Origin of the sequence: Polynucleobacter sp. JS-Mosq-20-D10 (genome assembly GCF_018687755.1) — a bacterium.
Taxonomy (GTDB): Bacteria; Pseudomonadota; Gammaproteobacteria; order Burkholderiales; family Burkholderiaceae; genus Polynucleobacter.
On record NZ_CP061305.1, the window covers coordinates 351,456 to 377,509 of the forward strand.

Here is a 26,054-nt window from a genome sequence, read left to right on the forward strand (position 1 = left end):
GGAAGCTAGATTCCCATCTCTTTTAAAACGCGAAATATCTCTCTAAAAGCTTTTGGTGGTTTGTTGGTTTCTTTTTCTTTGCGCGCATTGCGGATGAGGGTACGCATATTCTGAATATCCATATCCGGATATTGCTCAATCATCTTGGTAAAGGTCTCATCGTTTGCAATCAATCGATCACGATAGGACTCCAGATGATGCAGCTTTGCAGTCTCTGCCTTACTAACGCCTTGGATAGCATCTAAACGTTTCTGAATAGCATCCAGCTCCCCTTCATCTAAAAAGCGCATAAGCTTACCAAGATATTGCTTATGACGACGGATCGCCTCAAAACTCTTAATCTTATTGGTTTCTGCAATGGAGGTTTTAATAGCCTCATCCATTGGTATGGTCTTTAAGGCATCGCTACTAAGCGCTGCTAGAACTTCGGCCAGTTTTTGGCGCTCGGTCATCAAGCGCTTTAGCTCGGATTTGCTGGGCCCATCATCAAGATTATCTTTCTTGGGGGTGCGGTTCTTTTCATTGACGTGCATGCATCTATTTTAGACGGGTATTCGCTGTTTCTAACTGAATCGCCTAATTTCTTCGCATTGGGAGATTTAGTAAATAATAGAGTTTAAAAATAGGCATCTATAAAACTAGAGATATGAGCACAACAAGCCATCAAAACGCTTACGACTACATCATTATTGGTGCTGGCAGCGCAGGTTGTATGTTAGCCAAGCGCTTGACTGAGAATCCCGCCAAACGTGTACTCTTGATTGAGGCTGGCAAGAATGACAACTACATCTGGATACATGTGCCGGTGGGCTACTTGTATTGCATCGATAACCCGAGAGCGGATTGGCGTTTTAAGACTGCTGCTGAAAAAGGCCTAAACGGACGCTCACTGCTATATCCACGTGGTCGGGTTTTAGGTGGTTGCTCATCTATCAACGGCATGATCTATATGCGCGGCCAAGAAGGTGACTATGCATCTTGGGTTAAAGCAACTGGTGATGAATCTTGGTCCTGGCAAAACGCCTTGCGTCGTTATAAATCATTTGAGGACTATCACGGCGCTGCTAATCAATGGCACGGCAAGGGTGGTGAGTGGACTGTATCTAAGCAGCGTTTGCGTTGGCCCATCATGGATGTTTTCAAGGAGGCTGCAGTAGAGGCGGGCATTCCGGCGTCAGATGACTTTAATCAAGGCGATAACTTTGGAGTGGGTTATTTTGATGTGAGTCAGCGTAAAGGTTGGCGCCTCAATACCTCCAAAGCATTTTTGCGTGAAGCTGCTAAGCGACCCAATCTCACTGTAGTGACTGAAGCCATGGTCAATAAATTATTAATTGATCCGAGCTCTAAAAATTGCTTCGGAGTGCAATATATTAAAGATGGCAAAACCACTGAAGTGCTTTGTAATATTGCACATCAAGGTGAAGTGATTTTGAGTGCAGGCGCAATTGGAAGTGTGCAGGTCCTAGAGCGCTCAGGCGTTGGCTCAGTTGCGCATCTCAACAAGCTGGGCATCCCCGTCATTGCAGATTTACCAGGCGTGGGCGAAAACTTACAAGACCATTTGCAATTGCGCATGATCTACAAGGTCAATGGCATTGGCACCCTGAATACCAAGGCGAATTCCTTGCTTGGTAAGCTGTTAATTGGTATGGAGTATATATTGAAGCGCTCTGGCCCGATGTCGATGGCTCCCTCACAGTTGGGTGCTTTTGCATATAGTTCATCTGATCAGCCTTCGGCAAATGTGGAGTATCACGTTCAACCACTATCACTAGAAAAGTTTGGTGAAGATTTGCATTCCTTTAATGCAATTACTGCCAGCGTTTGTAACTTGCGACCTACATCTCGCGGTAGTGTGCATATCAGCTCAATCGATCCAGGAGCGCCCCCGGTGATTGCACCAAATTATTTATCTACATCCGAGGATCGTAAGGTAGCAGCAGATTCATTGCGCCTCACACGGAAGATTGTAGAAAGCCCCGCTCTGAAGCCATACACGCCAGATGAGTACAAGCCAGGCAAACAATATCAAAGCGATGAAGAACTTATCAAAGCCGCTGGAGATATTGGTACAACGATTTTTCATCCAGTGGGCACCTGCAAGATGGGGCGCAATGATGATCCGATGGCAGTACTGGATTCACAATTACGAGTTAGGGGTATTCATCACCTGAGGGTGGTTGATGCATCTGCAATGCCAACAATTACTTCGGGGAATACTGCGGCACCAACGATGATGATTGCGCAGCGCGCAGCGGAATTGCTCTGCGGTGAATAATGTTCAGAATCGCCTACCCTTAAATCATTTACTCTTAGCTTTGGCCATTGTGGCAATCTGGGGAACCAACTTTGTAGTGATTAAAAAATCACTTGATGCATTTCCACCATTTTTGTTTGCTACTCTGCGCTATGTTTTTGCCTTACTGCCGGCGATCTTCTTTGTAAGGCGGCCCCGAGTATCGTGGCTCAATTTGTGTCTGTATGGGCTCTTTATTGGGGTGGGGCAATTCGGTATCTTGTTTTATGCGATTAATGGTCATATCATCCCAGGATTAGCTTCGCTGGTTGTACAAACCCAAGTGTTCTTTACGATTGGCTTTGCCATGGTGTTTGCAAAAGAACGTATTGCTTGGCATCAAGCGATCTCGATTGGTATTGCAATGATGGGACTACTGGTGATTGCTAGTCATATCGATAGCCAAACAAGCCTCTTGGGAATAGGGTTGGTGATCTGCGCTGGTTGCGCCTGGGGAGCGGGCAATACCGTGAGCCGACAAGCGGGGGCTATTAATATGTTTGCTTATGTTGTATGGGCCAGTGCATTTTCGATTCCACCCTTGTTACTGCTGTCTCTGTATTTTGAGGGAGGCTATTCAAGCTTAATTTCCACCTTAGAGTTAGCGCCCCCAGTGGCTTGGGCGGGTGTCTTTTGGCAGTCTTGGGCCAATACTTTATTTGCCTACGCTGCTTGGGCCTGGCTTTTATCCAAGTATCCCGCAGCTGTCGTAGCACCAGCCCCTTTATTGGTTCCAATCTTTGGCATGGGGGCAACAGCGATTTTCTTGGGTGAATCACTACCAGGCTGGAAGTTCTTAGCGGCAGGTTTAGTGATGGTGGGCTACCTAGGTAGCATTTATGGTTTATCGTTCACAAAACATTCCTTGAGGAAGTCATGAAAATATTAATTGTGGGCGCGGGCGGTATTGGCGGCTATTACGGATCGAAGTTGATGTTGGCTGGTGCGGATGTCACTTATTTATTGCGAGAAAAGCGTCAAGCGCATATAGAGAGGCATGGACTTGCCGTGGAAACTCCGCAAGGAAGTTATACAGTACATCCTAAAACCATCACTGCTCAAGAGCTGCAGCCACTATATGACCTCATTATTTTGGCACCGAAAGCTTTTGATCTGGAGGACTCTTTGCAAGCGATTTCAGGGGCCTCAAGTCGAGGTTTTATTCTGCCTTTTCTGAATGGCTTAGCGCATATTGAGCAATTGGATCAGCGCTTTGGCCGTGAGCGGGTGATCGGTGGAATAGCCCATATTGCCGCAACTATTACCGAGACGGGTGCAGTAAAGCAACTAACCGATTTGCATGTATTAACAGTCGGGGCACGTACGCCGAGTCAAGAGGCTGTAGCAAAAGAATTTTATGGCTTGTGTCAAAAAACCGATTTCAATGCAGTCTATAGCGACAACATTGAACAAGCCCTGTGGGATAAGTGGACTTTTTTAAGTACCTTGGCAGGCATGACCACCTTGTGTAATGGCTCTATCGGAGAAATCGTTGCTACTCCTGATGGCGAGGCATTAACTAAAACGATGTATAGACAGTGTTGCGCGATTGCGGATGCCCATGGATATGCGATTGCAGCCGGTGTGCAAACAAAATCAATTGAGATGCTCACATTAGTCGGATCACCAATGACTGCATCCATGTTGCGAGACCTGAATGCCGGAAATAAAACAGAGCATGCTCACATCTTGCTCGAGATGATCAATAAAGCACAGAGTAAGCAATTGGACTGCGATTTAATCAAGATGGCATACACGCATATTGAGGTCATTCAGCGGCGTCAAGCTGCTTAATCAATGCGCATGAGTAATTGCTAATGATTTTACGTATTCTGGGTATTACCCTGCCCATTTTTGCGATTGTGTTTGCTGGCTTTTTATATGCTAGATATAGAAAGCCCAATATGAGTGGCGCCAATCACACCCTCATTGACTTAGCATTGCCGTGTTTTATTTTTATCTCTTTATCCGCCAAACCGCTTGATTTCACAAGCGCAGGCTATTTGGTTTTAGCTGCACTACTGATCGTAGTCTTGTCAGGTGTGTTGGCCTTGCCCCTTGCAAAATATTCCGGCACAGGATCTAAAGCATTATTGCCATCCATTATGTTTACCAATGTGGGCCCCATTGGGATTCCGCTTACGGTGTTGGCATTTGGGCCCGATGGCTTAGCACCCTCGGTCTTACTGATGGTCTTATCTAATATTTTGATTTTTTCTTTGGGCTCGGCAGTGATGACCGGAAAAATGGATGCCAAAAGTATTTATGCCAGCCCTTTGGTATGGTCGATGGCCTTAGGTTTGTGGTTTGGACACTTTCAGTTTTCATTACCAGAGTGGCTCGATACTTCAATCACCATGGTCAGTACAATTTTGATTCCTTTGATGTTGATCTCACTGGGGACTCGCCTAGCTGAAGGAAAAATTGAGCATGTCAAAGCGGGAGTCATAGCCACCGTGCTATCCATTGTTTTACGCTTAACAATTGCATTTTTGGTGATATGGGCCTTGCCTTTAGAGTTAACTCAAAAGGGCGCCCTCATCATTTTTGCCGGCCTGCCCCCTGCGGTATTTAATTACATCTTGGCAGATCGCCATAATCAAGAGCCACATAAGGTAGCCTCAATAGTCATGGTGGGACATCTGCTGTCGGTGATCTATTTACCACTGGTGATTTGGCTGGCAATCTATAACGGCACGTCCTAGCTGACCTCTTCCTCATAGCACGAGAAAAGTAATGAGAAAAAGGGACGCTAGAGGAGCTACTCCATTTAATGAAAGAAAACTTCAAGGCGCAGATTAAGAGCGCCTTTGATTAGCAGACTTATTGCCACCAGTAGGGTGAAAATAGCAAAGATTAGTTGGATATTAGGGCCGCTGATTTTCTTGCCCAAAAGCTGACCAAGTAATAAACCAACCAGCGCTGCAATCGAGAATGGTGCGGCCACCATCAGATTTAAGTTGCCAGAAGCTGCCGAAAAGATTGCGCCACCACCAGTAATGATGGCGAGTACCCCAAGCGAAGTTGCTACGATGGACTTAACGGGTAGGTCTGTATAACGTCTCAGGGCAGGAACAATGATGAAGCCACCACCAACCCCAAGTAGACCCGATAGAAAACCTGCAATGCTTCCAGAGAGCATCAGTGCGCGCGCGCAAGGCATTGTCCATTGAAGCTTTCCGACAGTTGGAAGGATCAAGCAAGGGGGAGGTTTTCTATTTACCTCTGGAACACCTTTAAGCTCATTACGCGCTTGAAAGAATAAGTTGATGGCAACGTATAGCAGGATGAAACTAAATACAATTTGTAAGGGCGCATTCGGAATCTGGCTCGTAAGCCAAAGTCCTATGGGGGACAGGATTAAGCCAAAGAGCGCCATGAAAATAGCTGCTTTGTAGCGCAAGATCTTGTTTTTCAAGCCCAGAATAGCGCCAATGCTAGAAGCAAGGGCAACAGCACACAGTGCAATTGGTGCCGCCTCTGCAATGGGTAGACCCAGAAAGAAGATCAGCAGCGGTACGGACAGGATTCCACCTCCAGCGCCAGTAAGGCCCATCAGGATGCCTACTAGGATTCCTAGCGAAGGGCTGATCAGAGTGGAGTAGTCCATTGCAATTTATTTTATATTAATATAGTATATAAATATATATAATATATAGGCAACTAAGGAAATATTTTGACTATAAAACACTCCCCGCTCATTAAAGACTTTTTTGATCCAGAAACATGGACCTATACCTATGTGGTCTATGAGTGTGAGGGGGCTCCTTGCGCCATCATTGACTCTGTCTTGAACTACGATCCTAAATCGGGCCGAACTAGCACCAAGTCTGCTGACGAGGTGATTGACTTTGTAAAGGCGCATCAACTCCAAGTTGATTGGATCCTAGAGACACATGCTCATGCAGATCACTTAACAGCAGCCCCATATTTACAAAGTCACTTAGGTGGCAAGTTGGTGATCGGGGATCACATTACCAATGTGCAGGCGGTATTTAAGGGCATCTTCAATCTAGATGATCACTTTAAAGCGGACGGCGCTCAATTTGACTATTTGCTGAAAGAGGGTGAATCGCTCGCTTTTGGAAATCTCTCATTAAAGTCACTTTTTGTACCAGGTCATACACCTGCTTGTATGGCTTATGAAATCGGCGATGCCATCTTTGTGGGCGATACCCTATTTATGCCAGATGTCGGCACGGCGCGTTGCGATTTTCCGGGCGGCGATGCGAAGACGCTTTATCGATCTATTCAAAAGATTTTGTCTTATCCTGGTCAGACCAAGTTGTATATGTGCCATGACTATCCGCCAAATAATCGACCTGCAACTGGCGTGACCACTGTTGCTGATGAGAAGGCAAATAATATTCATGTGCATGATGGCGTGACTGAAGCGCAATTTGTGCAAATGCGCACCACACGAGATAACACTTTAGAGATGCCAACATTAATCTTGCCTTCTATTCAGGTCAATATACGAGCTGGACATTTTCCTGAGGCTGATAGCAATGGAGTTTCTTATCTAAAAATTCCTTTGAATGCACTCTGAACAGAGAATGACAATCACTATGCCTATCTCCAAAGCAGAGTTAAAGAAGATGCAGTCAGCTGCAGATGATGCCTGCAAGCTCATGAAAGTCTTATCTAACCGAGACCGCATGATGCTCTTATGTGAAATTGGGCAAGCAGAAAAATGTGTTGGTGAGTTAGAGGCTGCGCTAGATTTACATCAGCCAACTCTCTCGCAGCAACTGACTGTGTTGCGCACAGAAAAGTTAGTTAAAACACGTAGAGAAGGAAAGCAAATTTATTACACCCTATCTAGTGAGGTTGCTGTCGCAGTCATGAGTTTGCTCTACAAGTATTACTGTAAGAAGTAATCAATCTTTAATCGCTTTTAAAGGGAGTTCAATATGAAATGTAACGTCGGCAGTATCGATCGTATTTTAAGGATCTCAGTAGGTATTGTGCTGGTTGCACTTGCAGCTAACGGTATCGTAGGCTGGTGGGGTTGGCTCGGCCTAATACCGATGGCAACTGGTATTTTCCGTTTCTGCCCAGCCTACTTATTACTGGGGAATAATTTTTGCTCAAAGTAATTATGAAGAGATGACGAGAAAGGCGTATTAGAAAAATCGAATACGCCTTTTTTATTTAGGCAGACCAACGGTTGACATCAACCCTATGCAGTAAAAAGATGATAAAAAAGGCAATACCAATCATCCAGTGTGTCGTAACGACCCCATCCCGAATTTCTGCGGGGCCGTAGTACAACAAGGCGCCCGATACCAATAAGGTGGCTAAAAAAGCCAATTGACTTAAACCACTCCATAGCTTTCTCTTGGATTTCAGACCTGACTTCAGATGAAAGGGTAAGACTGAACCTAGAGCTATCGTAGCCAGTATGGCAGCAATGCCGTGCCATGCTAATACCGAGTGAGCTCCCAATACAACCCGTTCAATATGGAATTCATGACCAAGTAAATAGGCCGTCCCAGTGAGGGAGCAACTCAACATACCAATTTGGACAAAGTGTTTTTGCCACGTCGGCATCTTGCCAAGACGATTTATATTTTTCATAGGGATTGGGTGTTTGGGATGCTGATTGCTTGGGCAGAAAAATAATTCAAGCAAGGATGGTGCGTATTCCTAGAAATACTCACTACCTTAGTTAGAGCATCTGCGTAGACACAGCTACTGGCGACAACTGAGTAAGACTCTGAAAACTCAATCTGCTCTTGATTGAGGGGGTTCACCATAAAACTCGTCGAACTGGTATTGCGGTTTGCAAAGTAGAGACTGCTAGTGGCAATCGCCCCTACTGTCAGGCTGCCAATCTGAATGAGTTCATGCGGTTTTGATGGATTACGAATTTGAATCTCTCGAGAACAATCCCCGAATACGCGCATATCTCCGCCTGCGTTGACTGATCCAGCTTGGACGCCATTAGCAAGTAAAGCCTCAACGGCTTGATCTACCGCATATCCTTTAGCGATGCCGCCAAGATCTAGACAAAGCGGTAGTGACGATCTAACCAGAGAGGGTTCAATGAATTGGAGATCTTCAATACCTCCAAATGAGTATTCATTGGGCTTGTAATGCCTTGGGAGCAGACCTGCTTCCACTAGGCGATAACCAACGCCACAATTAAATATTCCTTGGGATTGAAGGTAAACCTCTTTTGCGATGGTGAGAACTTCGGCTGTCCGGGGATGAATCCGAACAGGCTTTAAGTAGGATCTAGCGTTGATCTGGGAAAGCTCGCTGTCAGGGTTATGAAAACCCATTAAAGATTGCACTTGTTCAATAGCTAAAAAGGCCTCGTCTAGCGCTTTGAATGATGGCGATTCATCTTCAATCCTGATTTCTACGAAGGTACCTAAGAGCGGCTTGCAGCGAATCATTTTGCTTTTAGGCTTAAGGTCTGATTTTTTAAAGCGATGTCATATAAAACCGCAACTCGTTTGACGCCATCAGTAAGGTGTTTGCAGGAGAGGGTAGCGCCACCAATGTTTTGAATATCTTGATTGAGCTTGATGGAGTCTCTAGCCGTCTTTCCGACGAACTGTTTGCGCCAGTTGGCTTCGGCTACTTCGTAACCATAAGATTCAACGTATTCCAGAATCTCAATTCCAGTTACTGCGCCCGATGGATTGAGTGCGACTGCGTAAGTAATCATTTCATGTTTTCCAACTACCTCATCTACGATGAACCAACTTCCGTCAGTCGCCCTCCAAATTCGATCCCCCTGAAAAGGGTGACGAATACTCGAAGCTGAGCGCATTTTTTCTTGCAGCTCATCAGTAATGATCATGGGATTTTGAATAAGCGATTTATTGGGGATCAATATCTTCTGAGCTTGTTCAACGGATACATAAATCTTGGCCTGTGCAATGATTGGAGCAGTTGCTACAGCTAGACCAATGATGAATAGAGGGTTAGGTTTCCAGTTCATATTCATTTCTTTAGTTCAAAGGAAATCCAACTTTGACGATAAATTCATTCACTGAATGGCTATCCCAAACGCGAGCATTGGAGCACTCGGCTTCTCCGCCACCCATGCAGGTGCCGCCTTTGAGTTGATAGCGCCAAGCACCCGTGACCCACCAGTCTTTTGCGGCATAGTGCATATTGGGCCCCACAAAAGTTGCACGTTGGACTTGATTACGTAAATTGAATTCTGAGTAGTCATTATGGAAACGTGCCTCAACGCCAGCAGACCATTTAGGCGCAAACCGATAGCTAGCACCCACAAGGAAGTCGAGCATTGATTCTGGTATGTTGCCATTTTCAATAAACTTCAAGCGTTCATTTGCTACAACTACGTTACCTGCCAAAATTAATTGATCGTCAATGAAATTGGATTGCAAGAGTAGGCGTGCCTCTATTTCATTTTTATTTCTACCAATAGTGGGCTCTAGGTAGAGACCCACGCCAATGGGTGATGTCACTGGATTTGTGAGTCGATAAATAGCCTCTAGTGACCCACCTTCAATACCGCTTTTTCTGTAGGGTGTAGCTGGGTCATGGCTGGATGGCACCCCATACCCACCTGTACAACTTGCGTTATCACCGCAGGCTGCTGGATTGGTGTAATTCTGATTTGCGCTGGTGTAGTAGGAATTGATATAGCCAGCAATTTGTAAATCATTGGTAAGACCATATTCCAACTCGGTTCTAGCTATCCAGGCATCGTAGGTGCCAGCCGCTTGTTGTTGATTCAGTTGTAAGCGTTGTTCAAACTCGAGTTTCCCCTTGGGTTGCAGATCGAGGGTATAGACCCACCCGAATGCACCCTCACCCGCATTTGCGAATGAGAAGTGCAGTGCTGTGGCTAATAGGATGCTAAAGGCAACAAGTCGTTTGATGGTCATTTTGATGGTTGGGTGGACTGGTCAATCAAAGTAAATAAGAATGATTCTCAATATACAGTAAATGAGAATAATTCTCAATTGACGAAATAACCCTGCGTGCTTTGGTGTTGAGTTTTTACCTAGGAATACTCCCGAGCTTGTAAGATTTGGGTCTATGGATTCAGAAGCCCTGGTGAAGCTGGTCAAAATGAAGATGCCTTTCGGCAAGCATGCTGGCCGTGCACTTGCAGACTTACCTAGCAATTATTTGGCGTGGTTTGCACGCGAGGGATTTCCTAACGGCGAGCTTGGGCAGTTACTAGAGTTAATGCACACCCTGGATCACAATGGCTTACGCGGTTTATTGGCCCCCATCCAACGAGCCCATGGAATTGCTCCCCGTAGCCGCGAGCAGTAAAGGTTTACTTGGAGCGAACTATCGCTGTTACGCGATTGCGTTCATAGATCACATTGGGTGAATCTGGCGGACTACTTTGGGAGAGGGTGACCTGCAATCCACTTTGCATCTGAATTTCTTGCGCTAGCTTTTGAGCGAGTTCTGCATTGTGGTCGTATTGAATCTGAACACTGGTAACTTTTCCCGCTTTGATATTAGAGATCAGTGCCGTAAGCTTCTCGGCTGAATACTGATCAAAAAAGACGGGATACCAGCCACCCACTATCGGTCTAGACACCGGACTACTCTTTTCAGCTGGTTTACTAGACTTGCGTTCGTCGACCTCTATCGGTAGGTGAAAGTCGATGCCGGTCTTCTGAATCAGTTCGGCATAAGAGATCGGCGCATTCATTTGCGCATCATCTGTGTTTTCGACCCAATGAGCCCAAGCTAATTTTTTGGCAGGATCGTAAACTAGCTTGTAGAGATGACTCGGAATCGTGACCTTGCCCTTGCCAATACTGCCGGCATGACCCACTGATCCAGTAAAGACATAGACATCGCCTTGTACGCGCTTGATGTACATCCTCGTAGGTTCTTCAACCCGTTTGGCCCAGATGCCCTGATTATTTTGCCGAGCTTGCGGCATCATATTTGCCAGGGAGAATGACTGAGCCATGCCTCGCTCACTTGTCATATCGCCAGCTGGCACGTTGTGACCCCGGTCATATCCGCTGCCGCGATAGTCTGCCAGTAAGGCGCGTTCATGGGCTGGGAGTCTCGCCTCTTCGAAGAACTGATTGGTGCGGCGTGGGTGTGGCGCCTGTAGTTGCTCGCCATTTAACTTCTCAACGGTATAAATGGGCTTTTTGTCAGAAGGCGAGTAGTAGATCGCAAAATCATCAAAACAGAGGTCCCGACCCACCTGAGTAGTGCTTGGTATTTGTTGGGATGGGAATAGATCTTGGCATTGATCGAAGAGGGCCGACGCACTCAGTGGTAGCCAAAGCGAGCTAAATAAGAGGAGTTTGACCAGGAATTTCATTGCCTGTCAGTGTAATGAGTCTCGTCATTAGGGGGGTGTAGGTTTTACGCCTATCTGGCTATCAAGTTAGCTTTAAAGCCAATATTGATGGACGCTTAGAAGTCTTTTGCCTGATATTTCATGTAGTCGCAAATCATGAAAACAAGCTGAGGCGCAACTTGAGCTCATGAGCGAAAAACACTACTGGTAGAAAATTTAGTCTATCCGAACACTAAATGTACGGGTCAGACATCTCTTTTGAAGAGCAAAAATAGTAAAAAAGTCGGAATTTAAGCACTTTTTTATTATATGAAATAAGCCCCCACTAACTTCTTTAAACTATTGAATTTAAATGGATAAATATCAAATCTAGAGATGTTCTTAGGGATTATCCTTATTTCAAGACCCATAAGTTATGGAAATGAGGTTCTTTATTCTTGACTTGATATAAGAACCTTTTTAGAGTGATTCATGTTTTTTTACTTATTGCAGTGCAACATAAATCAGAGTGTTGATTTTTGGGGTGCTGCAAGATTACGAATGATTAAATGTTTTTCTGCCAATTCGAGTGACATGCCACTAGCGCAGCCAGCAACGGCTCACGCTAAGGATTTGTTGGCTCACGCACTATCTCCTGTCTATCGGGTCCTGAATGGTTTATTGATTGTGACTGTTTTCATGATCGTTGGATTCTGGCTCTCGGGTAACGGAACTCAAGCGGGTGCATTCGATTTAGCTCGAATTCTGGTTCCAGACGAAGCTCGCCATATCGTTTGGCAAAATGGTTTTGGAATGCTCGATCAGTATCAAGAAGAGGCCCCTAAAGCGCTTGCCGATAAAGAGATTGCTACTGTGATCTATGGCAAAGCATCCAATACCCCTCAAAGTAGCCTCATGAGCGCTAAGCAGCAAAAAGTTGCCCTCTTGATGCCATCAGTAGCAAATGCCCAGGTGAGACCGATTTCCCATTTGGCTGATCGTATCCCCACTTCAAAAATTGATCCTCAGGCACTGGATTCAAAGCTGATGGTCTCTCTTCAGAATCAACGCGCGGTAGCTGACTTCTTTGAGAAGAAGTACAAGTTAGATCGCGCCAAGATCGAGGAATATGTATCTAACACTGTGTTGATTGCAAAAGAAGTCAAAATTGACCCCGTTTTGTTGCTCGCTGTGATTTCGGTTGAGTCTAACTTCAACCCTGTCAGCAAAAGTCACGCTGGTGCTGAAGGTTTGATGCAGGTAATGACTGCGATTCATAAAGATAAGTACGCCTTATATGGTGGCGCTACTGATGCGGTGAAGCCTGAAGTCAATATTCGGGTGGGCGCTTATATTTTGAAGTATCTGATTGCTACTACCGGTTCATTGCGTGATGGCTTGAAATACTATGTTGGCGCTGCAAATGCAGAGAATGATGGGGGCTACACTGACAAGGTCATGGCCGAAAGAAATCGTTTGATTAGTTTGTGTCAACCAGCAACACCTAATAAATTAACTTTGAACGGTAAAGACTTGCGTTCATAAGATCCCGCAGTCTTTTTCTAAGGAAAAATAAAGGCCACTCAGTTTATTGACTTGAGTGGCCTTATTACTTTCAAATGCAGGGGCGGAATTAATTTACGCCATGCAGCTCTACTTCGAATACCAATGTTGCATTTGGGGGAATCACGCCACCTGCACCACGCGGACCGTAGCCCATCTCAGAAGGAATGATTAAGGTGCGCTTTCCACCAATTTTCATGCCTTGCACACCTTCATCCCAACCTTTAATGACATGGCCAGCTCCCAAAGGAAAGCTAAATAATTGGCCGCGATCGAGGGAGCTATCAAACTTCTCGCCTTTGTGCTCAGGCGCATTCTCATCAAACAACCACCCGGTGTAGTGCACATCTACATCATTGCCGGCAACCGCTTCCGTGCCATCACCAATAACGGTATCTATTTTTTGGAGTTCACTCACGTTTATCTTCCTCTTTGGCTCAAATTGAAGAGCTAGTATATTCTGAGCGTAATCTTTTTGTTCGAGCAAGCTAACATGACAAATTTCTGGCCTCATTCTGCATACAAAACTCTTACGGTGGGGTCGGACAAGCAATTACTAGTAAACGATGATTTTCTGCGCACGTACTTATTGCGCCCCGAGTTAAACCTTGTTCCTGAATCCTGTGATGCTGAGCGTGCCCTACATCAGCGCCTAATTGCAAACCCCCGCGCAGTGATTTCCGATGAGGAAATTGCTCGTATGGCAGATCCCGATATTCAGGTGAACTATCAAGTGTGGTTGAGGTATAGAGCCAAGCTATTAGCCGCCAGCTCTTTAGAAAACTTCTACATGAGCTTGTTTAAGGGTGATGGCGTAGATGTGCCACCTCTGTTTATATCTCAGCTGGCGCAAATATTTATTCGGCATATTTTGGGTGAGGATTGCCATCCTTTGGATGCACGTATGGGTGAGCTCTTCTTTCGGACTCAAAAGATCACTGTGCTGGAGGACGGTGTGGTGATGGGTGCAGATGATGAGGTAGTGACTCGAAATGCGCAGGCAGGGGAGACTGGCAACATCATGGATCTACTGAAGAGTAAGTCGATGTCCATGCGCTCGATTGACTTGGATGTATTGCATGAGGAAAACGCCGAGCTCTATTGGGATAAGAGTGAGGATTATGACTTTGCAGTACAGTTCAACTTTGGTCAGCCTCCCATTAATCATTTTTGTCGCGTCCTCGAGAAATGGGTGCAGCACTTTTTAGGTGTCCAGGTACGCATTACTCCAATGCAGCAAATCTCCGATCCAAAATGGTCTTGGCATGTTGGCCTAGATGCTGCTGCGACGGATATCCTGAATAAGCTTTACAACAAAGAGGCGGTCGATACTGACGAACTTGAAAAGGTGATTTGCCTATTCCGTTTGGACTTTATTGATGAGGCTGCTGTTACCCAATCTCAGGCTGGAAAGCCGGTATACATGGGAATTGCAATGAATGATGACAAACAGCTCAAACTCAAACCGCAAAACCTACTCTTCAATCTCCCTTTAGCAAAAGTTTCTTAAGCGCTAGGGGAGGCGCTAGCCTTCTTGCGATTGGCGCTCAGCCAAATCAAAGCACCCGCCGTAACGGCAACGGGAAGTAACGATCCTAGATTGAGGATATTCCAGCCCTGCGAGGTAATGAGGGCTCCAGAGCCAAATGAAGTGAAGGCCATTGTGCCAAACACAAAGAAGTTAATTGTTGCCTGAGCTTTGTCACGCTCCTCAGGTCGGTATGCAGTCATCGCCAACGATGTGGATCCGGTAAATAAAAAGTTCCAGCCAACACCTAGTAAAAATAAGGCAATTAAATATTGCTGGAAGTCGACACCAGTGAGTGCGATTGCAATGCACAGGAGATTTAAGGCAACTCCAACACCCATGATTTTGAGTGTGCCAAAGCGCTGAATGAGTGAGCCAGTAAAAAACCCGGGCGCGAACATGCCAATCACATGCCACTCTAAAACCATCGCTGTATCCGAAAATGGGAGTCCACAAATTTGCATGGCAAGTGGGGTAGCCGCCATGAGGAGATTCATGACGCCGTAGCCTAGAGAGGCGCCGATCACGGCAACCATAAATACCGGTTGTTGCAGGATGGTTTTGAGACTCCTGCCGGCTGAGAGTGAATGCTGCGTCTTGAACTCTTCTGGAAAGTGGATGAATTGCATCACCAAGACGCCAATCAAGCCAGCTATCGAGAGGGTGAGGTAAGCCCCCAAAAAAGCAGTGTCAAAGAAATCCTTGGTCCAAGATGCGAGGTTGGGTCCAATGACGGCGCCAAGAATTCCACCAGCTAGTACCCAAGAGACTGCCTTATCTCTCTGACTGACTGCAGTCAATTCAGCAGCCGCAAATCGATAGAGTTGTCCATTGGCGCTGTAATAGCCCGCAATAAAGGTGCCAAGTACGAGAAGCCAGAAGTTCTTGGAGATGGCGGCATAGGCGCACAGGAGCGCTGAAAAGACAGCCACCAAGAGGCCCAACTGAAAAGAAATCTTGCGACCGAAGTAATTTTGAGTTTTGGCTACGATTGAGGTTGAGAAAGCGCCTCCCACAACGTATCCCATCACGGGCAAGGTAGCCATCCAGGCAACTGGGCTCAAACTGAGTCCAACAAGGCCATTAATGGCTATAAAGGTCACATTATTGGTTAAAAACAAGCCCTGGCAGAGAATCAACAATACGAGGTTTTTATTGAGTAAAGGATGCTTGTTAATCATGTATTGCAGTTTACGATGTAAGTGGGCATGGGTTCGGGTTGGGGGATTTCCCTAAATTGATGCACTTGGGCCAATTTGCAGCCTAAATCCCCTGAAATTGCTGGGGTCGATGATTTAAAATAGATCTCTCGGTCCAGAACGTGAAATTACATCCAAGGCAGCCACAAGCGCCTGAAGTGTTGCGTGCGGAATGCGAGAGTGGTTCGGTATAAGGCCGACCCCTAATATTTACCCATATCGAGGAAACATCAATGGCTTCAGAGAAATCAAAGATCATTTACACGCTGACAGACGAAGCGCCTTTATTGGCGACCTGCGCATTTTTGCCAATCATTCGTACTTTTACGGCTCCAGCTGGAGTGCAGGTTGTAGAAAGCGATATTTCTGTTGCGGCACGTATCTTGTCAGAGTTCTCTGATTGCTTAACGGCTGAGCAAAAAGTTCCCGATAATTTGGCTGAGCTTGGTCGGATGACTTTATTGCCGGATACCAACATCATTAAGTTGCCTAACATCAGTGCGTCAGTTCCGCAGCTGCTCGCTGCCATTAAAGAATTGCAAGCCAAGGGTTACAAACTGCCTGATTTCCCGGATGATCCTAAAAATGATGCTGAAAAAGCAATTCGTGCGCGTTACTCCAAATGTTTGGGTAGCGCAGTAAACCCTGTATTGCGCGAAGGTAACTCTGATCGCCGCGCACCAAACGCTGTTAAGCGTTATGCCCGTAAGAACCCGCACTCGATGGGTGAGTGGAGTCAAGCCTCCCGTACACACGTATCGCATATGCATGGTGGCGACTTCTATGCAGGTGAGAAGTCAATGACGATGACTAAAGCATGTGATGTGAAGATGGATTTGGTAACGAAGAGTGGCAAGACGATTGTTCTCAAGCCAAAAGTAAGTTTGCTTGCTGGTGAAATTATTGACAGTATGTACATGAGTAAAAAAGCACTCTGCGAGTTCTATGAAAAAGAAATTGAAGACGCTTACAAGACTGGCATGATGTTGTCCTTGCACGTAAAAGCGACCATGATGAAGGTATCACACCCAATCGTATTTGGTCACGCTGTCAAGATTTTCTACAAGGATGCATTTGAAAAGCATGGCAAGTTGTTTGAAGAGTTGGGTGTAAATCCAAACAACGGTATGAGTAGCTTGTACGAAAAAATCAAGACTTTGCCAGAATCTAAACGTGAAGAAATTATTCAGGACTTGCATGCTTGCCATGAGCACCGTCCAGCCTTGGCGATGGTGGACTCTGCCAAAGGTATTACCAATCTCCACTCACCGAGTGACGTGATCGTAGACGCATCGATGCCAGCCATGATTCGTGTGGGCGGCAAGATGTGGGGCGCTGATGGGCGTTTACATGACACTAAAGCAGTCATCCCAGAAAGTACCTTTGCTCGCATCTATCAAGAGATCATTAACTTCTGTAAGACGCACGGTAACTTTGATCCAAAAACGATGGGCACAGTACCCAATGTGGGCTTGATGGCTCAGCAGGCAGAAGAGTACGGTTCACATGACAAGACCTTTGAAATTACCGAGGCAGGTGTAGCTCGCATTGTTGCGGATGACGGCACAGTCTTGCTGGAGCAGAATGTGGAAGAGGGCGATATCTGGCGTATGTGCCAGGTAAAAGATGCGCCGATTCGTGACTGGGTGAAGTTAGCAGTCAACCGCGCACGCTTGTCGCATACTCCAGCCGTATTCTGGCTAGACGAGTATCGTCCACATGAAGCCGAGTTGATCAAGAAGGTGCAAACCTATTTGAAAGAGCACGACTTAACTGGCGTTGATATTCAGATCATGTCGCAGACTCGCGCAATGCGCTACACCTTAGAGCGCATCATTCGCGGTAAGGATACGATCTCTGTGACCGGTAATATTTTGCGTGATTACCTTACTGACTTGTTCCCAATCATGGAGCTCGGTACCAGCGCCAAGATGTTATCTATCGTGCCTTTGATGGCTGGCGGTGGCCTCTTTGAAACTGGTGCGGGTGGTTCTGCTCCTAAACACGTTCAACAATTGGTCGAAGAAAATCATTTGCGCTGGGATTCCTTGGGTGAGTTCTTAGCCCTGGCAGTTTCTCTGGAAGATATTGGTGATAAGACTGGTAATGCCAAAGTCAAAATCTTAGCTCGCACTTTAGATGAAGCTACTGGTACCTTGTTGGATAACAATAAGTCACCATCACCACGGACTGGCGAATTAGATAATCGCGGTAGCCAGTTTTACTTGGCGATGTACTGGGCTCAGGCCTTAGCTGCGCAAACTGAAGATAAAGAATTACAGGCTCACTTTGCTCCGATTGCAAAAGCGTTGACTGAGAACGAGCAAAAGATTGTTGCTGAGTTTAAGGCGGTACAAGGAAAACCTGTGGATATTGGTGGCTATTACAAGCCTAATCATGACAAGTTCGTGGCTGTGATGTGTCCAAGCACTACTTTGAATAGCATCTTAAAAACGGCATCAGCTGCTTAAAGTAAGTTCGTTTCATAAAAAGGGCAAGCCGCTTGGTTTGCCCTTTTTTCTTGTCCACCTTTTGGGTTAATGCCGTAGCTCAGCAATAAATTGGTAGGCATAGGAGAATAAGGCCTATTGTCACTATTAGATTAAATCCATTGAGGAGACTTTGATATGTCCAAACATGAGCAAAAGCGGCTTTCCCAGGAAATTACCCCTAAAGCGGTCTTTGAGGGACGTCGTGACTTAATAAAGAATGCTGCGGCCGGAGCCTTTGGTCTAGCACTCGCACCCTGGTTCTCGCGGGAAGCACTTGCCAGCAACGCTCAAAAGTTAATTGCTACACCAAACCCAAACTTTGTTTTGAAAGATGAACCAACTAGTTATCAGTATGTCACTGGCTATAACAACTTCTATGAGTTTGGAACGGATAAATCAGATCCCGCTGCTTATGCCCACAGTTTGCAAACTCGGCCATGGACTGTAACGATCGATGGTTTGGTTAAGAAACCAATGACTTTGGATATAGATGCCTTGCTAAAGCTTGCTCCGATGGAAGAGCGTATTTATCGTATGCGCTGCGTTGAGGGTTGGTCTATGGTCATTCCTTGGGACGGTTACTCTCTATCCAAATTACTGAATCAGGTTCAGCCTTTAGGTTCTGCGAAGTATGTTGAATTTATTGCCTTAGCTGATCGTAAGCAAATGCCGGGCCTGAAGAGTCAGATTATCGATTGGCCTTATCGAGAAGGTCTACGCTTGGATGAGGCCATGAACCCACTGACTCTGCTAACTTTTGGTCTGTATGGAGAGACACTACCAAAGCAAAATGGCGCCCCGGTCCGAGTCATGGTGCCCTGGAAGTATGGCTTTAAAAGCGCGAAGTCGATTGTAGCAATTCGTTTGACAGAAGAAATGCCTAAGACTAGCTGGAGCCAGTTTGATGCGCGTGAGTATGGGTTTTATTCCAATGTCAATCCTTTGGTGGATCACCCCCGCTGGAGTCAGGCGACTGAGCGTCGTATCGGCGACTCTAAAGGTGGCTTTGCTCCCAAGATCAAAACCCAAATGTTTAATGGGTATGGTGATCAAGTGGCGAGTATGTATACCGGAATGGATTTGAAGAAATTCTATTAATACAACACGATAAGTAAAGTTGGATGAAGCTACTGATCTTCCTATTGGCCTTATTGCCGCTAGATCGTTTGATTTGGTTGGGGTTTCATGATGGTCTGGGCGCGAATCCGATTGAGTTCATTACGCGCTCAACAGGAACGTGGGCGCTAGTCTTCTTGTGTTTGACACTGGCGATGACGCCATTGCGTTTGTTAACGAATTCAACGATGTGGATTCGGTATCGCAGAATGTTGGGCCTATTGAGTTTCTTTTACGCATCACTGCATTTTGTAATCTGGCTTTGGCTAGATCAGGATTTTGATCTAATAGAGATGCTCAAAGACGTAGTAAAGCGACCCTTTATTACGATGGGTTTTATTAGCCTAGTTTTGCTATTTCCACTAGCGCTGACCTCTACCCATTGGGCTCAAAGAAAACTGGGTCGTCGCTGGGCACTCTTGCATCGACTCATTTATCTGATTGCCTGTACTGCAATTCTCCACTATTGGTGGCACAAGGCAGGTAAGAATGATTTAGATACCGTCACAATCTACGCAGTGGTTTTGTTAGTGCTGTTATGTTGTAGGATTCCCTATATTCGCAAGCTTTTGGGCAGGCGACCTATCATTTAAGGATAATCCGCCGATGACCCAGTTGCTTCACTCCAATATTCAAAAGCTTGAAATCACTGCGCAGAAAAATGAAGGCATTTGAAAAGCGTATCGGTAATTACCTGATTCCACCCGGAATAGAAATTTTCGAGCGCGGGTGGTTGTCGGCCAACAATGTATTGCTCTTCGGTGAGGAAGATATATCGCTGGTTGATAGTGGGTACTGTGCACACCAGCAGATGACTATTGATCTAGTTACTAATGCCCTTAAGCAGCATGACTTAAAAAACTTGAATAAAGTAGTTAACACCCACCTACATTCCGATCATTGTGGTGGTAACGCGGCTTTATCAAAAGTTTTTGACTGCGAGATATGGATACCAGAAGCAGAGGCAATCTCAGTACGAGATTGGAATGAGGATTTGCTGAGCTTTCAGCAATTGGGGCAAGAGTGCCCACGCTTCACACACCATACCCTTCTTGTGCCTGGCGAAGAAATTATCTTAGGATCTTATCGCTGGCAAATTCTGGCTGCTCCAGGCCATGATAACCATTCAATTATGTTGTACCAAGAGCAGCATCAAATCTTGATCTCTGCCGATGCGCTATGGGAGGAGGGCTTTGGAGTTATCTTTCCTGAGCTTTGGGGTGAGGGTGGCTTTGAAGAAGTAGCACAGACCTTAGAGTTAATTGAAGGACTTGCCGTTGCCTTGGTTATTCCTGGACATGGCAAGCCTTTTACGGATGTCAGTAAGTCGATTGAGATCGCAAAATCCCGCCTCGATTACCTCTCAAGTGATGCTGACCGCAATGCACGTCATGGCGCCAAGGTACTCCTGAAGTACAAGCTATTGGAATGGCGTAGACGAAAGCTAGCAGAGACTAATCAGTGGATTGCAGGTACGCCTGTATTGGAAAGTATTCGCAAGCAGCTCAATATGAGCAGTGAAGATTTTCAAGTTTGGTTGGTAGAGGCTTTAGTGAAATCGAAAGCGGCAGTCATCGAGAACGATTTTTTAATCAATCAAGACTAAAGTATTCGTCAGAAATTAAATGACAGTTTTCCATCAACGGACTAGTCGTAGACAGGATAACTTTGCTGGTATCTACCGAGAATAAAAATTTTGATTAAGGCGATGGGACACCATGGTATTCATCGGATGCTTTCTCTAGATTGAATAAACCTCCAGAGAACTTGCTTTCATCAGCGCAAGCATGACCTATTAATCCCACTAAAATCAGGAGATGAGTAAAAATACGCAACAATCTCATATACGCAGTAATATAAATAGTTCAGTCAATTAGAAAAAATAAGTAGATCAATATGGAACATACAGTTTTAGTCACCGGCGCTACTGCCGGCTTTGGAGAGGCAGCTGCGAGGCGGTTTTTGGCGCATGGCCATCAAGTGATCGCTTTAGGCAGAAGAGTCGAGCGCCTAGAAGCTTTACAAGCATCCCTGCCAGTAGAGCAGCAGAAAAAATTACTCACTTTAGCTGTTGATGTTTGCGATAGCGCAAAGGTTGATGGGCTCGCAGCCACACTACCAGCCGAGTTTGCCAAGGTGACAGTGTTGGTTAACAACGCTGGATTGGCTTTAGGGCTTGAGCCGGCGCATCAGGCTTTGCTTACGGATTGGGATCGGATGATTGATACCAATATCAAGGGGTTAGTGCATATGACGCGTGCCTTTTTGCCGGGAATGGTAGAGCGCAAGTGTGGCCATGTGATTAATATAGGCTCAGTAGCGGCACATTATCCCTATCCGGGTGGCAACGTTTACGGTGGCACTAAAGCCTTTGTTCAGCAATTTAGTTTAAATCTCAGGGCGGATTTAATTGGCACGCCAGTACGCGTTACTTGCGTTGAGCCAGGGATGTCTTCTGGAACTGAGTTTTCGAATGTGCGCTTTAAAGGTGATGATAGTAAGGCTGGTAAGGTCTATACCGGCGTGAAGGCATTAAGTGCAGATGACGTGGCAGAGGCTATTTATTGGTCTGCCAACTTGCCAAGTCATATGAATATTAATTTGGTTGAGCTAATGCCAGTACAACAGTCTTTCAATGGTTTTAGTGTTCACCGGGGTGAGTTGTAATAAAACCTAAATTGTAGGTTTCCATTTGTAAAACTTGGGGTAGATGCGCATCACTACTGGACCGTCGAAATCCCAAGATTTACAGGTTCCCAAATAGAGTGGTGGTTTGTTGTCATCCGGGTCAAATAGTGCCCCTGGAATAGACTGAAACGCGGCGGTAGCAATATTGCTGAGCAGTTCTCGTAAATGAGTGCATCCCTTAATGCCTCCAAGATGTTCGTTAATAGTTTTGCGCCAACCCTTACCAATGCGAGCTCCAATCAGCGCATCCATTGGAGGGATCACTTGCGGGCATTCTGGGTGGGGGTGGCTGTCCATGGCTACTTCAATTGCTTGAATTACTAATTCAGTATTGACAGTAATGCGAACCCACATATCGTGGAAAGCTTGGCCTGGCTCCCAGGTTTTTCCACCGGTGGTAAATGGCTGAAATTTAAAATCTCGTAAATGCGCTTCAATGTCCCACAGGCCATCTTCTCGAGCGTAGCCCTGAAAAGTAATTTCACGGGTATGGAGAGGATTTCTGAGTGCTGGGGTTGAGAGCATGGGAGTAGTCAGTAAGAAGCTGAGAGGCAATATGCAGCCATCATAACGGCTTCATTCCACGGTGACCCTGAGAGCAGCTTTGTAGTATTCTCGGCAAGGTATGGCCAAACCAATTGCTCTCGAAAAAATACTATTTAGTCAAGGCTTTGGGACTAGGCGCTATTGCAGCGATTTAGTCCATGCCGACCTAGTCAAGGTCAATGGTGTTCTAGCCGATGATCCAGACGAGCGTATAGCTACCGAAGGATTAATACTCAATGTAGATGGCAAAGATTGGGAGTTTCACGAAAAAGCCTATATCGCTTTTAACAAGCCGCCAAACTATGAGTGCTCCCACAAAACCACGCATCATCCAAGCGTCTACAGTTTGTTGCCTAAACCTTTTGTAGAGCGAGGCTTGCAATGTGTCGGACGTCTAGACTTTGATACTACTGGCTTAATTTTGATTTCGGATGACGGCCAGTTTATTCATAAGATGACCACGCCAAAGAAAAACATCGGCAAGGTATATGAGATCACTACTCCTGAGCCCATTAGCCAAAAGCAGATTGATCATTTGCTAACAGGTGTTGTATTGGATGATGATCCAAAGCCCTGTTTTGCTACAGCATGCCAGCAGCTTGGGGAAAATATTTTAGCAATGACTATTGTTGAGGGGCGCTATCATCAGGTGAAACGAATGATGGCTGCAGTAGGCAATCATGTTGCTAGGCTGCACCGTACCGAAATCGGACAATACATCATGCCAGCAGATTTAGCTGAGGGTGAGTGGCGCTGGCTGTACCCAGATGATTTACAGAAACTATCTCAGAGTGTAGGAGCTCCCATTGTCTAAACCCAATCTACTTGCTAAGGATTTTGACTTTGCAACAGTTTTACCTGAGTGGCAGGTGTGTCGGAATGCTCAAGAGCTCGAGCGGGTATTTGTATTTAAGGACTTTAAGAGTGCCTTTGAGTTCATGACACTGTGTGCGGACTTCGCTGAGGAGTTAGATCATCACCCAGACTGGTCAAATGCTTGGAATAAGGTATCAGTGCGATTGAGTACCCATTCTCTGGGGGCCTTGACTGAGCTAGATATCACCATGGCGATTGCCATGGATCAGTTCGCCCTGAAAATCTTGGCTTAGTTCGTTTTACTGTACTTCCTCATCATCCTCATCCTCGGAGGTGATACTCATGAGGATGGTTGCTAAAAGACCATAAACTACTTCGGTAGCGATCATGCCATCTTCATCAAGCTCATCAATCAGATCATTGAGGCAATCTTCTGTTGGCTCATTTAAGAGTGTCATGGCGCATTCGCACCCGTAATCAAAATCTTCGTCGTTTTGGGTTTGAGTGTCGTTCGTCATAAAAATCCTTTAAGTGATGCTGCAGAATAGCAAATAAAGACTCGCAAGCCCAGCCCTATTATTTGAGTAGCGCAAGAACTTCTTTGAAGACGGGATTTTGAGCTGTCTTTAACCACTCAAATCCAAGCATCTCAACAGTAATCAGTCGTGCTCCAGAAATACTGAGTCGATCAAGCGCAATTTGCTTATCGAGTGCTCGGCGTGAGCCCACTCCATCAACCACTACGGAAACATCGTAGCTCTCATTGATGAGTTGAAGTGCTGTTTGCATTAAGCAAACGTGGGTTTCGCATCCCATCAGAATGCACTGTTGTCGATTATCAGGAATCGCAGCAGTCAGGCCGTCAGCGCAGGCATTGAAATGCTCCTTCTGAATCGTTTTACTGCAAAAAGACTGAATTGAATCGAGATTACTTCCTAAGCTGCTCGGACTTTGCTCTGTGCCAATAATTGGAATTTCGAGTAGTTGGGCAATTTGAGCCGCGCGAATACATTGCTTGAGTACTACCTCACCTTGATCAATCGCAGGCATCAGGCGCCCCTGTAAATCGATCAAGATGAGGATTGAATTTTCTGAGTGGATTTGGTTTGATTGGTTCACAGTGGCAGACTCACAGTTTTAAAGTCAGGGTCATCATCCTGGTTAAGAATCTGAAAGCCCAGATCAGAGACAAGCTGAAGCATTCTAGAATTTTTTCTCAAAACATATCCAATCATTTCTTGCAATCCATTCTTTTTGGCATGTTCAATGAGATTCAGCATCAAATGTGTGCCAACACCATGTGAAGTGTGGCTATCACTTACGCTCAAGGAGAACTCACAAGTATTTTGATTGGGCGGTGTCGCATAGCGTGCAATTCCAGTAATCTCCTCAGTACCTTTGTGGCTTGTCATTACCGCAAGCAATGCCATTTCTTTTTTATAGTCCAAATGCAAGATATCATCAAGAAAGTCATCTGGAAGTTTGGAGATTGCGTGGGCAAATCGGAGATAGCGACTTTCTGGCGAAAGATGATTGAATAGCTCAATGATTCGCTCTCGATCATTCGCTTGGATAGGACGAATCTGGTAGTGACTCCCATCACCAAGTGCATAGACCTTGTTGGTAAATGGGTTAGGTATATTCATGAGCTATCAATTGGTAAGCCTGTTTGCTTCAGGATACCTTTTTTAAGACCTTGCTAAAAGCTTTTAGCCCTAAAATGAATTTCTACTGATTACGTATTTAGCAAACTTTCCATGATTTCTTTGTTTCAGGCCTTTAACGACCACTCCTTAGCCTTTTTTGTATTTGCGGCGATTAGCGTGATTATTGTGGGTATTTCTAAAAGTGGGTTCGGTGCTGGCCTAGGAGTGCTTTCATTGCCGCTGATGGCAAGTCAGTCAAGTATTCATGAAGCTTTAGCCATTCTTTTGCCACTCCTGATTGCAATTGATTTGGTGGGATTGCAGCGATTTTTTAGAAATGCCGACTGGAGAATATTAAAGCTGATTTTATTACCCGCTGCATTCGGCATGCTTTTGGGTTACCTATTTTTCTCTGCCATTACCCCCCAAATTCTATCTCTCTCAATCGGTATCTTTACTCTGCTGTTTTTAGTTCAAAGTCTAGTCATGTCACGCTTAGATCTGAAGCAGTCTAAGCCCTCACCATGGCTTGGAAGATTGATGGGCGGAGTATCGGGCTTTACTTCTTTTATTGCCCATATAGGCGGCCCGCCAATCACGGTTTATATGTTAAGGGAAAAAGTTTTGCCAATCGTATACACCTCAACCTTGGGGATATTTTTTACTTTCATCAATTTTGGGAAGTTAGTTCCATATGCTTATCTTGATTTACTAAACTTTAAGCAACTAGCTACTTCAATCCTACTGCTTCCCTTAGTGCCGGTAGGCGTCTATTGCGGGTTTTATTTAGCTAATAAGATTTCGGTCAAATGGTATTACATCATTGTGCAGTTTTTCTTACTGATAGCTAGTATCAAATTAATTGCTGATGGCTTATATGCCTGAGTATTATCCAAAAACTATCTTAG

31 protein-coding genes are annotated in these 26,054 nt (G+C 45.4%); 18 read left to right on the forward strand and 13 right to left on the reverse strand.

Features of this window, described 5'->3' with window-relative positions; genetic code table 11:
• Window positions 1-5: 5 nt before the first annotated feature.
• Window positions 6-533 carry a ribosome biogenesis factor YjgA gene (yjgA, locus tag FD967_RS01845; protein WP_215326398.1) on the reverse strand — a complete coding sequence of 176 codons (528 nt, stop codon included), beginning with the start codon at window positions 531-533 and terminating at the stop codon, window positions 6-8.
• Window positions 534-646: 113 nt separating this feature from the next.
• On the opposite strand from yjgA, the gene FD967_RS01850 reads away from it, so the two are divergent.
• The 4 genes from FD967_RS01850 to FD967_RS01865 are packed head-to-tail and all read left to right on the forward strand — an operon-like array spanning window position 647 to window position 5,004.
• Entirely contained in the window at window positions 647-2,281 is a 1,635-nt protein-coding gene (locus FD967_RS01850; protein ID WP_215326399.1) for a GMC family oxidoreductase, read from the forward strand.
• Complete coding sequence (locus FD967_RS01855) at window positions 2,274-3,179, forward strand: EamA family transporter (RefSeq protein ID WP_215326400.1); 906 nt, start codon at window positions 2,274-2,276, stop codon at window positions 3,177-3,179. The genes FD967_RS01850 and FD967_RS01855 overlap by 8 nt, the downstream gene beginning before the upstream one ends.
• The gene (locus FD967_RS01860) at window positions 3,176-4,093 is read left to right on the forward strand and encodes a ketopantoate reductase family protein (RefSeq protein ID WP_215326401.1); all 918 of its coding nucleotides are present in this window, start codon (window positions 3,176-3,178) and stop codon (window positions 4,091-4,093) included. The genes FD967_RS01855 and FD967_RS01860 overlap by 4 nt, the downstream gene beginning before the upstream one ends.
• Before the next feature lie 23 nt (window positions 4,094-4,116).
• A complete protein-coding gene (locus FD967_RS01865) occupies window positions 4,117-5,004 on the forward strand; it encodes an AEC family transporter (protein ID WP_215326402.1) in 888 nt (295 codons plus the stop codon).
• Window positions 5,005-5,069: 65 nt separating this feature from the next.
• On the opposite strand, the gene FD967_RS01870 is transcribed toward FD967_RS01865, so the two are convergent.
• On the reverse strand, window positions 5,070-5,909 hold the full coding sequence (locus tag FD967_RS01870) for a sulfite exporter TauE/SafE family protein (RefSeq protein WP_215326403.1): 840 nt from the start codon (window positions 5,907-5,909) through the stop codon (window positions 5,070-5,072).
• 66 nt (window positions 5,910-5,975) lie between these two features.
• On the opposite strand from FD967_RS01870, the gene FD967_RS01875 reads away from it, so the two are divergent.
• Genes FD967_RS01875 through FD967_RS01885 form a run of 3 tightly spaced genes read left to right on the forward strand, consistent with a single transcriptional unit; the run spans window position 5,976 to window position 7,398 of the window.
• Window positions 5,976-6,848: an MBL fold metallo-hydrolase gene (locus tag FD967_RS01875; RefSeq protein WP_215326404.1), complete on the forward strand. Its 873-nt coding sequence runs from the start codon at window positions 5,976-5,978 to the stop codon at window positions 6,846-6,848.
• Window positions 6,849-6,867: 19 nt separating this feature from the next.
• Complete coding sequence (locus FD967_RS01880) at window positions 6,868-7,179, forward strand: metalloregulator ArsR/SmtB family transcription factor (protein WP_215326405.1); 312 nt, start codon at window positions 6,868-6,870, stop codon at window positions 7,177-7,179.
• Between the two features lie 33 nt (window positions 7,180-7,212).
• A complete protein-coding gene (locus FD967_RS01885; RefSeq protein WP_215326407.1) occupies window positions 7,213-7,398 on the forward strand; it encodes a DUF2892 domain-containing protein in 186 nt (61 codons plus the stop codon).
• A 55-nt stretch (window positions 7,399-7,453) separates the two neighbouring features.
• On the opposite strand, the gene FD967_RS01890 is transcribed toward FD967_RS01885, so the two are convergent.
• Genes FD967_RS01890 through FD967_RS01905 form a run of 4 tightly spaced genes read right to left on the reverse strand, consistent with a single transcriptional unit; the run spans window position 7,454 to window position 10,173 of the window.
• On the reverse strand, window positions 7,454-7,879 hold the full coding sequence (locus FD967_RS01890) for a hypothetical protein (RefSeq protein WP_215326408.1): 426 nt from the start codon (window positions 7,877-7,879) through the stop codon (window positions 7,454-7,456).
• The gene (locus tag FD967_RS01895; protein WP_215326409.1) at window positions 7,876-8,703 is read right to left on the reverse strand and encodes an FAD:protein FMN transferase; all 828 of its coding nucleotides are present in this window, start codon (window positions 8,701-8,703) and stop codon (window positions 7,876-7,878) included. The genes FD967_RS01890 and FD967_RS01895 overlap by 4 nt, the downstream gene beginning before the upstream one ends.
• On the reverse strand, window positions 8,700-9,254 hold the full coding sequence (locus FD967_RS01900) for an FMN-binding protein (protein ID WP_215326410.1): 555 nt from the start codon (window positions 9,252-9,254) through the stop codon (window positions 8,700-8,702). The genes FD967_RS01895 and FD967_RS01900 overlap by 4 nt, the downstream gene beginning before the upstream one ends.
• A 10-nt stretch (window positions 9,255-9,264) precedes the next feature.
• Window positions 9,265-10,173, reverse strand: a complete 909-nt coding sequence (locus FD967_RS01905) for a DUF6662 family protein (protein ID WP_251369070.1) — start codon at window positions 10,171-10,173, stop codon at window positions 9,265-9,267.
• Between the two features lie 154 nt (window positions 10,174-10,327).
• Here FD967_RS01905 and FD967_RS01910 point away from each other — a divergent pair, with 154 nt between their 5' ends.
• Window positions 10,328-10,570, forward strand: a complete 243-nt coding sequence (locus tag FD967_RS01910) for a DUF3820 family protein (RefSeq protein ID WP_215326411.1) — start codon at window positions 10,328-10,330, stop codon at window positions 10,568-10,570.
• A 4-nt stretch (window positions 10,571-10,574) separates the two neighbouring features.
• Here the strand turns inward: FD967_RS01910 and FD967_RS01915 are convergent, their stop codons facing one another.
• Window positions 10,575-11,594 carry a DNA/RNA non-specific endonuclease gene (locus tag FD967_RS01915; RefSeq protein WP_215326412.1) on the reverse strand — a complete coding sequence of 340 codons (1,020 nt, stop codon included), beginning with the start codon at window positions 11,592-11,594 and terminating at the stop codon, window positions 10,575-10,577.
• A gap of 450 nt (window positions 11,595-12,044) precedes the next feature.
• Between FD967_RS01915 and FD967_RS01920 the strand changes: the two genes are divergently transcribed.
• Complete coding sequence (locus FD967_RS01920) at window positions 12,045-13,097, forward strand: transglycosylase SLT domain-containing protein (RefSeq protein ID WP_251369071.1); 1,053 nt, start codon at window positions 12,045-12,047, stop codon at window positions 13,095-13,097.
• Between the two features lie 88 nt (window positions 13,098-13,185).
• Here the strand turns inward: FD967_RS01920 and FD967_RS01925 are convergent, their stop codons facing one another.
• Complete coding sequence (locus tag FD967_RS01925; RefSeq protein ID WP_251369072.1) at window positions 13,186-13,533, reverse strand: FKBP-type peptidyl-prolyl cis-trans isomerase; 348 nt, start codon at window positions 13,531-13,533, stop codon at window positions 13,186-13,188.
• 75 nt (window positions 13,534-13,608) lie between these two features.
• Between FD967_RS01925 and FD967_RS01930 the strand changes: the two genes are divergently transcribed.
• Window positions 13,609-14,625 carry a DUF6352 family protein gene (locus FD967_RS01930; protein ID WP_215326415.1) on the forward strand — a complete coding sequence of 339 codons (1,017 nt, stop codon included), beginning with the start codon at window positions 13,609-13,611 and terminating at the stop codon, window positions 14,623-14,625.
• Here FD967_RS01930 and FD967_RS01935 read toward each other — a convergent pair.
• Complete coding sequence (locus FD967_RS01935) at window positions 14,622-15,824, reverse strand: MFS transporter (protein ID WP_215326417.1); 1,203 nt, start codon at window positions 15,822-15,824, stop codon at window positions 14,622-14,624. The two genes, FD967_RS01930 and FD967_RS01935, sit on opposite strands and share 4 nt — an antisense overlap.
• A gap of 251 nt (window positions 15,825-16,075) precedes the next feature.
• Here FD967_RS01935 and FD967_RS01940 point away from each other — a divergent pair, with 251 nt between their 5' ends.
• The 5 genes from FD967_RS01940 to FD967_RS01960 all read left to right on the forward strand — a co-directional run bounded on the left by FD967_RS01940 (window position 16,076) and on the right by FD967_RS01960 (window position 22,117).
• Window positions 16,076-18,313, forward strand: coding sequence for an NADP-dependent isocitrate dehydrogenase (locus FD967_RS01940; RefSeq protein ID WP_215326418.1), 2,238 nt, complete (start codon window positions 16,076-16,078; stop codon window positions 18,311-18,313).
• A gap of 156 nt (window positions 18,314-18,469) precedes the next feature.
• Window positions 18,470-19,432: a protein-methionine-sulfoxide reductase catalytic subunit MsrP gene (gene msrP, locus FD967_RS01945; RefSeq protein WP_215326419.1), complete on the forward strand. Its 963-nt coding sequence runs from the start codon at window positions 18,470-18,472 to the stop codon at window positions 19,430-19,432.
• A 23-nt stretch (window positions 19,433-19,455) separates the two neighbouring features.
• The gene (locus FD967_RS01950; protein WP_215326420.1) at window positions 19,456-20,043 is read left to right on the forward strand and encodes a sulfite oxidase heme-binding subunit YedZ; all 588 of its coding nucleotides are present in this window, start codon (window positions 19,456-19,458) and stop codon (window positions 20,041-20,043) included.
• Window positions 20,044-20,111: 68 nt separating this feature from the next.
• The gene (locus FD967_RS01955) at window positions 20,112-21,056 is read left to right on the forward strand and encodes an MBL fold metallo-hydrolase (protein WP_215326421.1); all 945 of its coding nucleotides are present in this window, start codon (window positions 20,112-20,114) and stop codon (window positions 21,054-21,056) included.
• 290 nt (window positions 21,057-21,346) lie between these two features.
• Entirely contained in the window at window positions 21,347-22,117 is a 771-nt protein-coding gene (locus FD967_RS01960) for an SDR family NAD(P)-dependent oxidoreductase (RefSeq protein WP_215326422.1), read from the forward strand.
• A 6-nt stretch (window positions 22,118-22,123) separates the two neighbouring features.
• On the opposite strand, the gene FD967_RS01965 is transcribed toward FD967_RS01960, so the two are convergent.
• Entirely contained in the window at window positions 22,124-22,663 is a 540-nt protein-coding gene (locus FD967_RS01965) for a DUF2889 domain-containing protein (RefSeq protein WP_215326423.1), read from the reverse strand.
• 100 nt (window positions 22,664-22,763) lie between these two features.
• Between FD967_RS01965 and FD967_RS01970 the strand changes: the two genes are divergently transcribed.
• Together FD967_RS01970 and FD967_RS01975 are read left to right on the forward strand one after the other, a co-directional pair.
• The gene (locus FD967_RS01970) at window positions 22,764-23,498 is read left to right on the forward strand and encodes a pseudouridine synthase (RefSeq protein WP_215326424.1); all 735 of its coding nucleotides are present in this window, start codon (window positions 22,764-22,766) and stop codon (window positions 23,496-23,498) included.
• Window positions 23,491-23,793 carry a 4a-hydroxytetrahydrobiopterin dehydratase gene (locus FD967_RS01975; RefSeq protein ID WP_215326425.1) on the forward strand — a complete coding sequence of 101 codons (303 nt, stop codon included), beginning with the start codon at window positions 23,491-23,493 and terminating at the stop codon, window positions 23,791-23,793. The genes FD967_RS01970 and FD967_RS01975 overlap by 8 nt, the downstream gene beginning before the upstream one ends.
• Before the next feature lie 6 nt (window positions 23,794-23,799).
• Here FD967_RS01975 and FD967_RS01980 read toward each other — a convergent pair whose 3' ends face one another.
• The 3 genes from FD967_RS01980 to FD967_RS01990 are packed head-to-tail and all read right to left on the reverse strand — an operon-like array spanning window position 23,800 to window position 25,146.
• Window positions 23,800-24,018, reverse strand: a complete 219-nt coding sequence (locus tag FD967_RS01980) for a hypothetical protein (RefSeq protein ID WP_046329638.1) — start codon at window positions 24,016-24,018, stop codon at window positions 23,800-23,802.
• 58 nt (window positions 24,019-24,076) lie between these two features.
• Window positions 24,077-24,619, reverse strand: a complete 543-nt coding sequence (locus FD967_RS01985) for an isochorismatase family protein (protein WP_251369073.1) — start codon at window positions 24,617-24,619, stop codon at window positions 24,077-24,079.
• Entirely contained in the window at window positions 24,616-25,146 is a 531-nt protein-coding gene (locus FD967_RS01990) for a GNAT family N-acetyltransferase (RefSeq protein WP_215326427.1), read from the reverse strand. The genes FD967_RS01985 and FD967_RS01990 overlap by 4 nt, the downstream gene beginning before the upstream one ends.
• A gap of 111 nt (window positions 25,147-25,257) precedes the next feature.
• Between FD967_RS01990 and FD967_RS01995 the strand changes: the two genes are divergently transcribed.
• Complete coding sequence (locus tag FD967_RS01995; protein ID WP_215326428.1) at window positions 25,258-26,031, forward strand: sulfite exporter TauE/SafE family protein; 774 nt, start codon at window positions 25,258-25,260, stop codon at window positions 26,029-26,031.
• Window positions 26,032-26,054 lie beyond the last annotated feature (23 nt).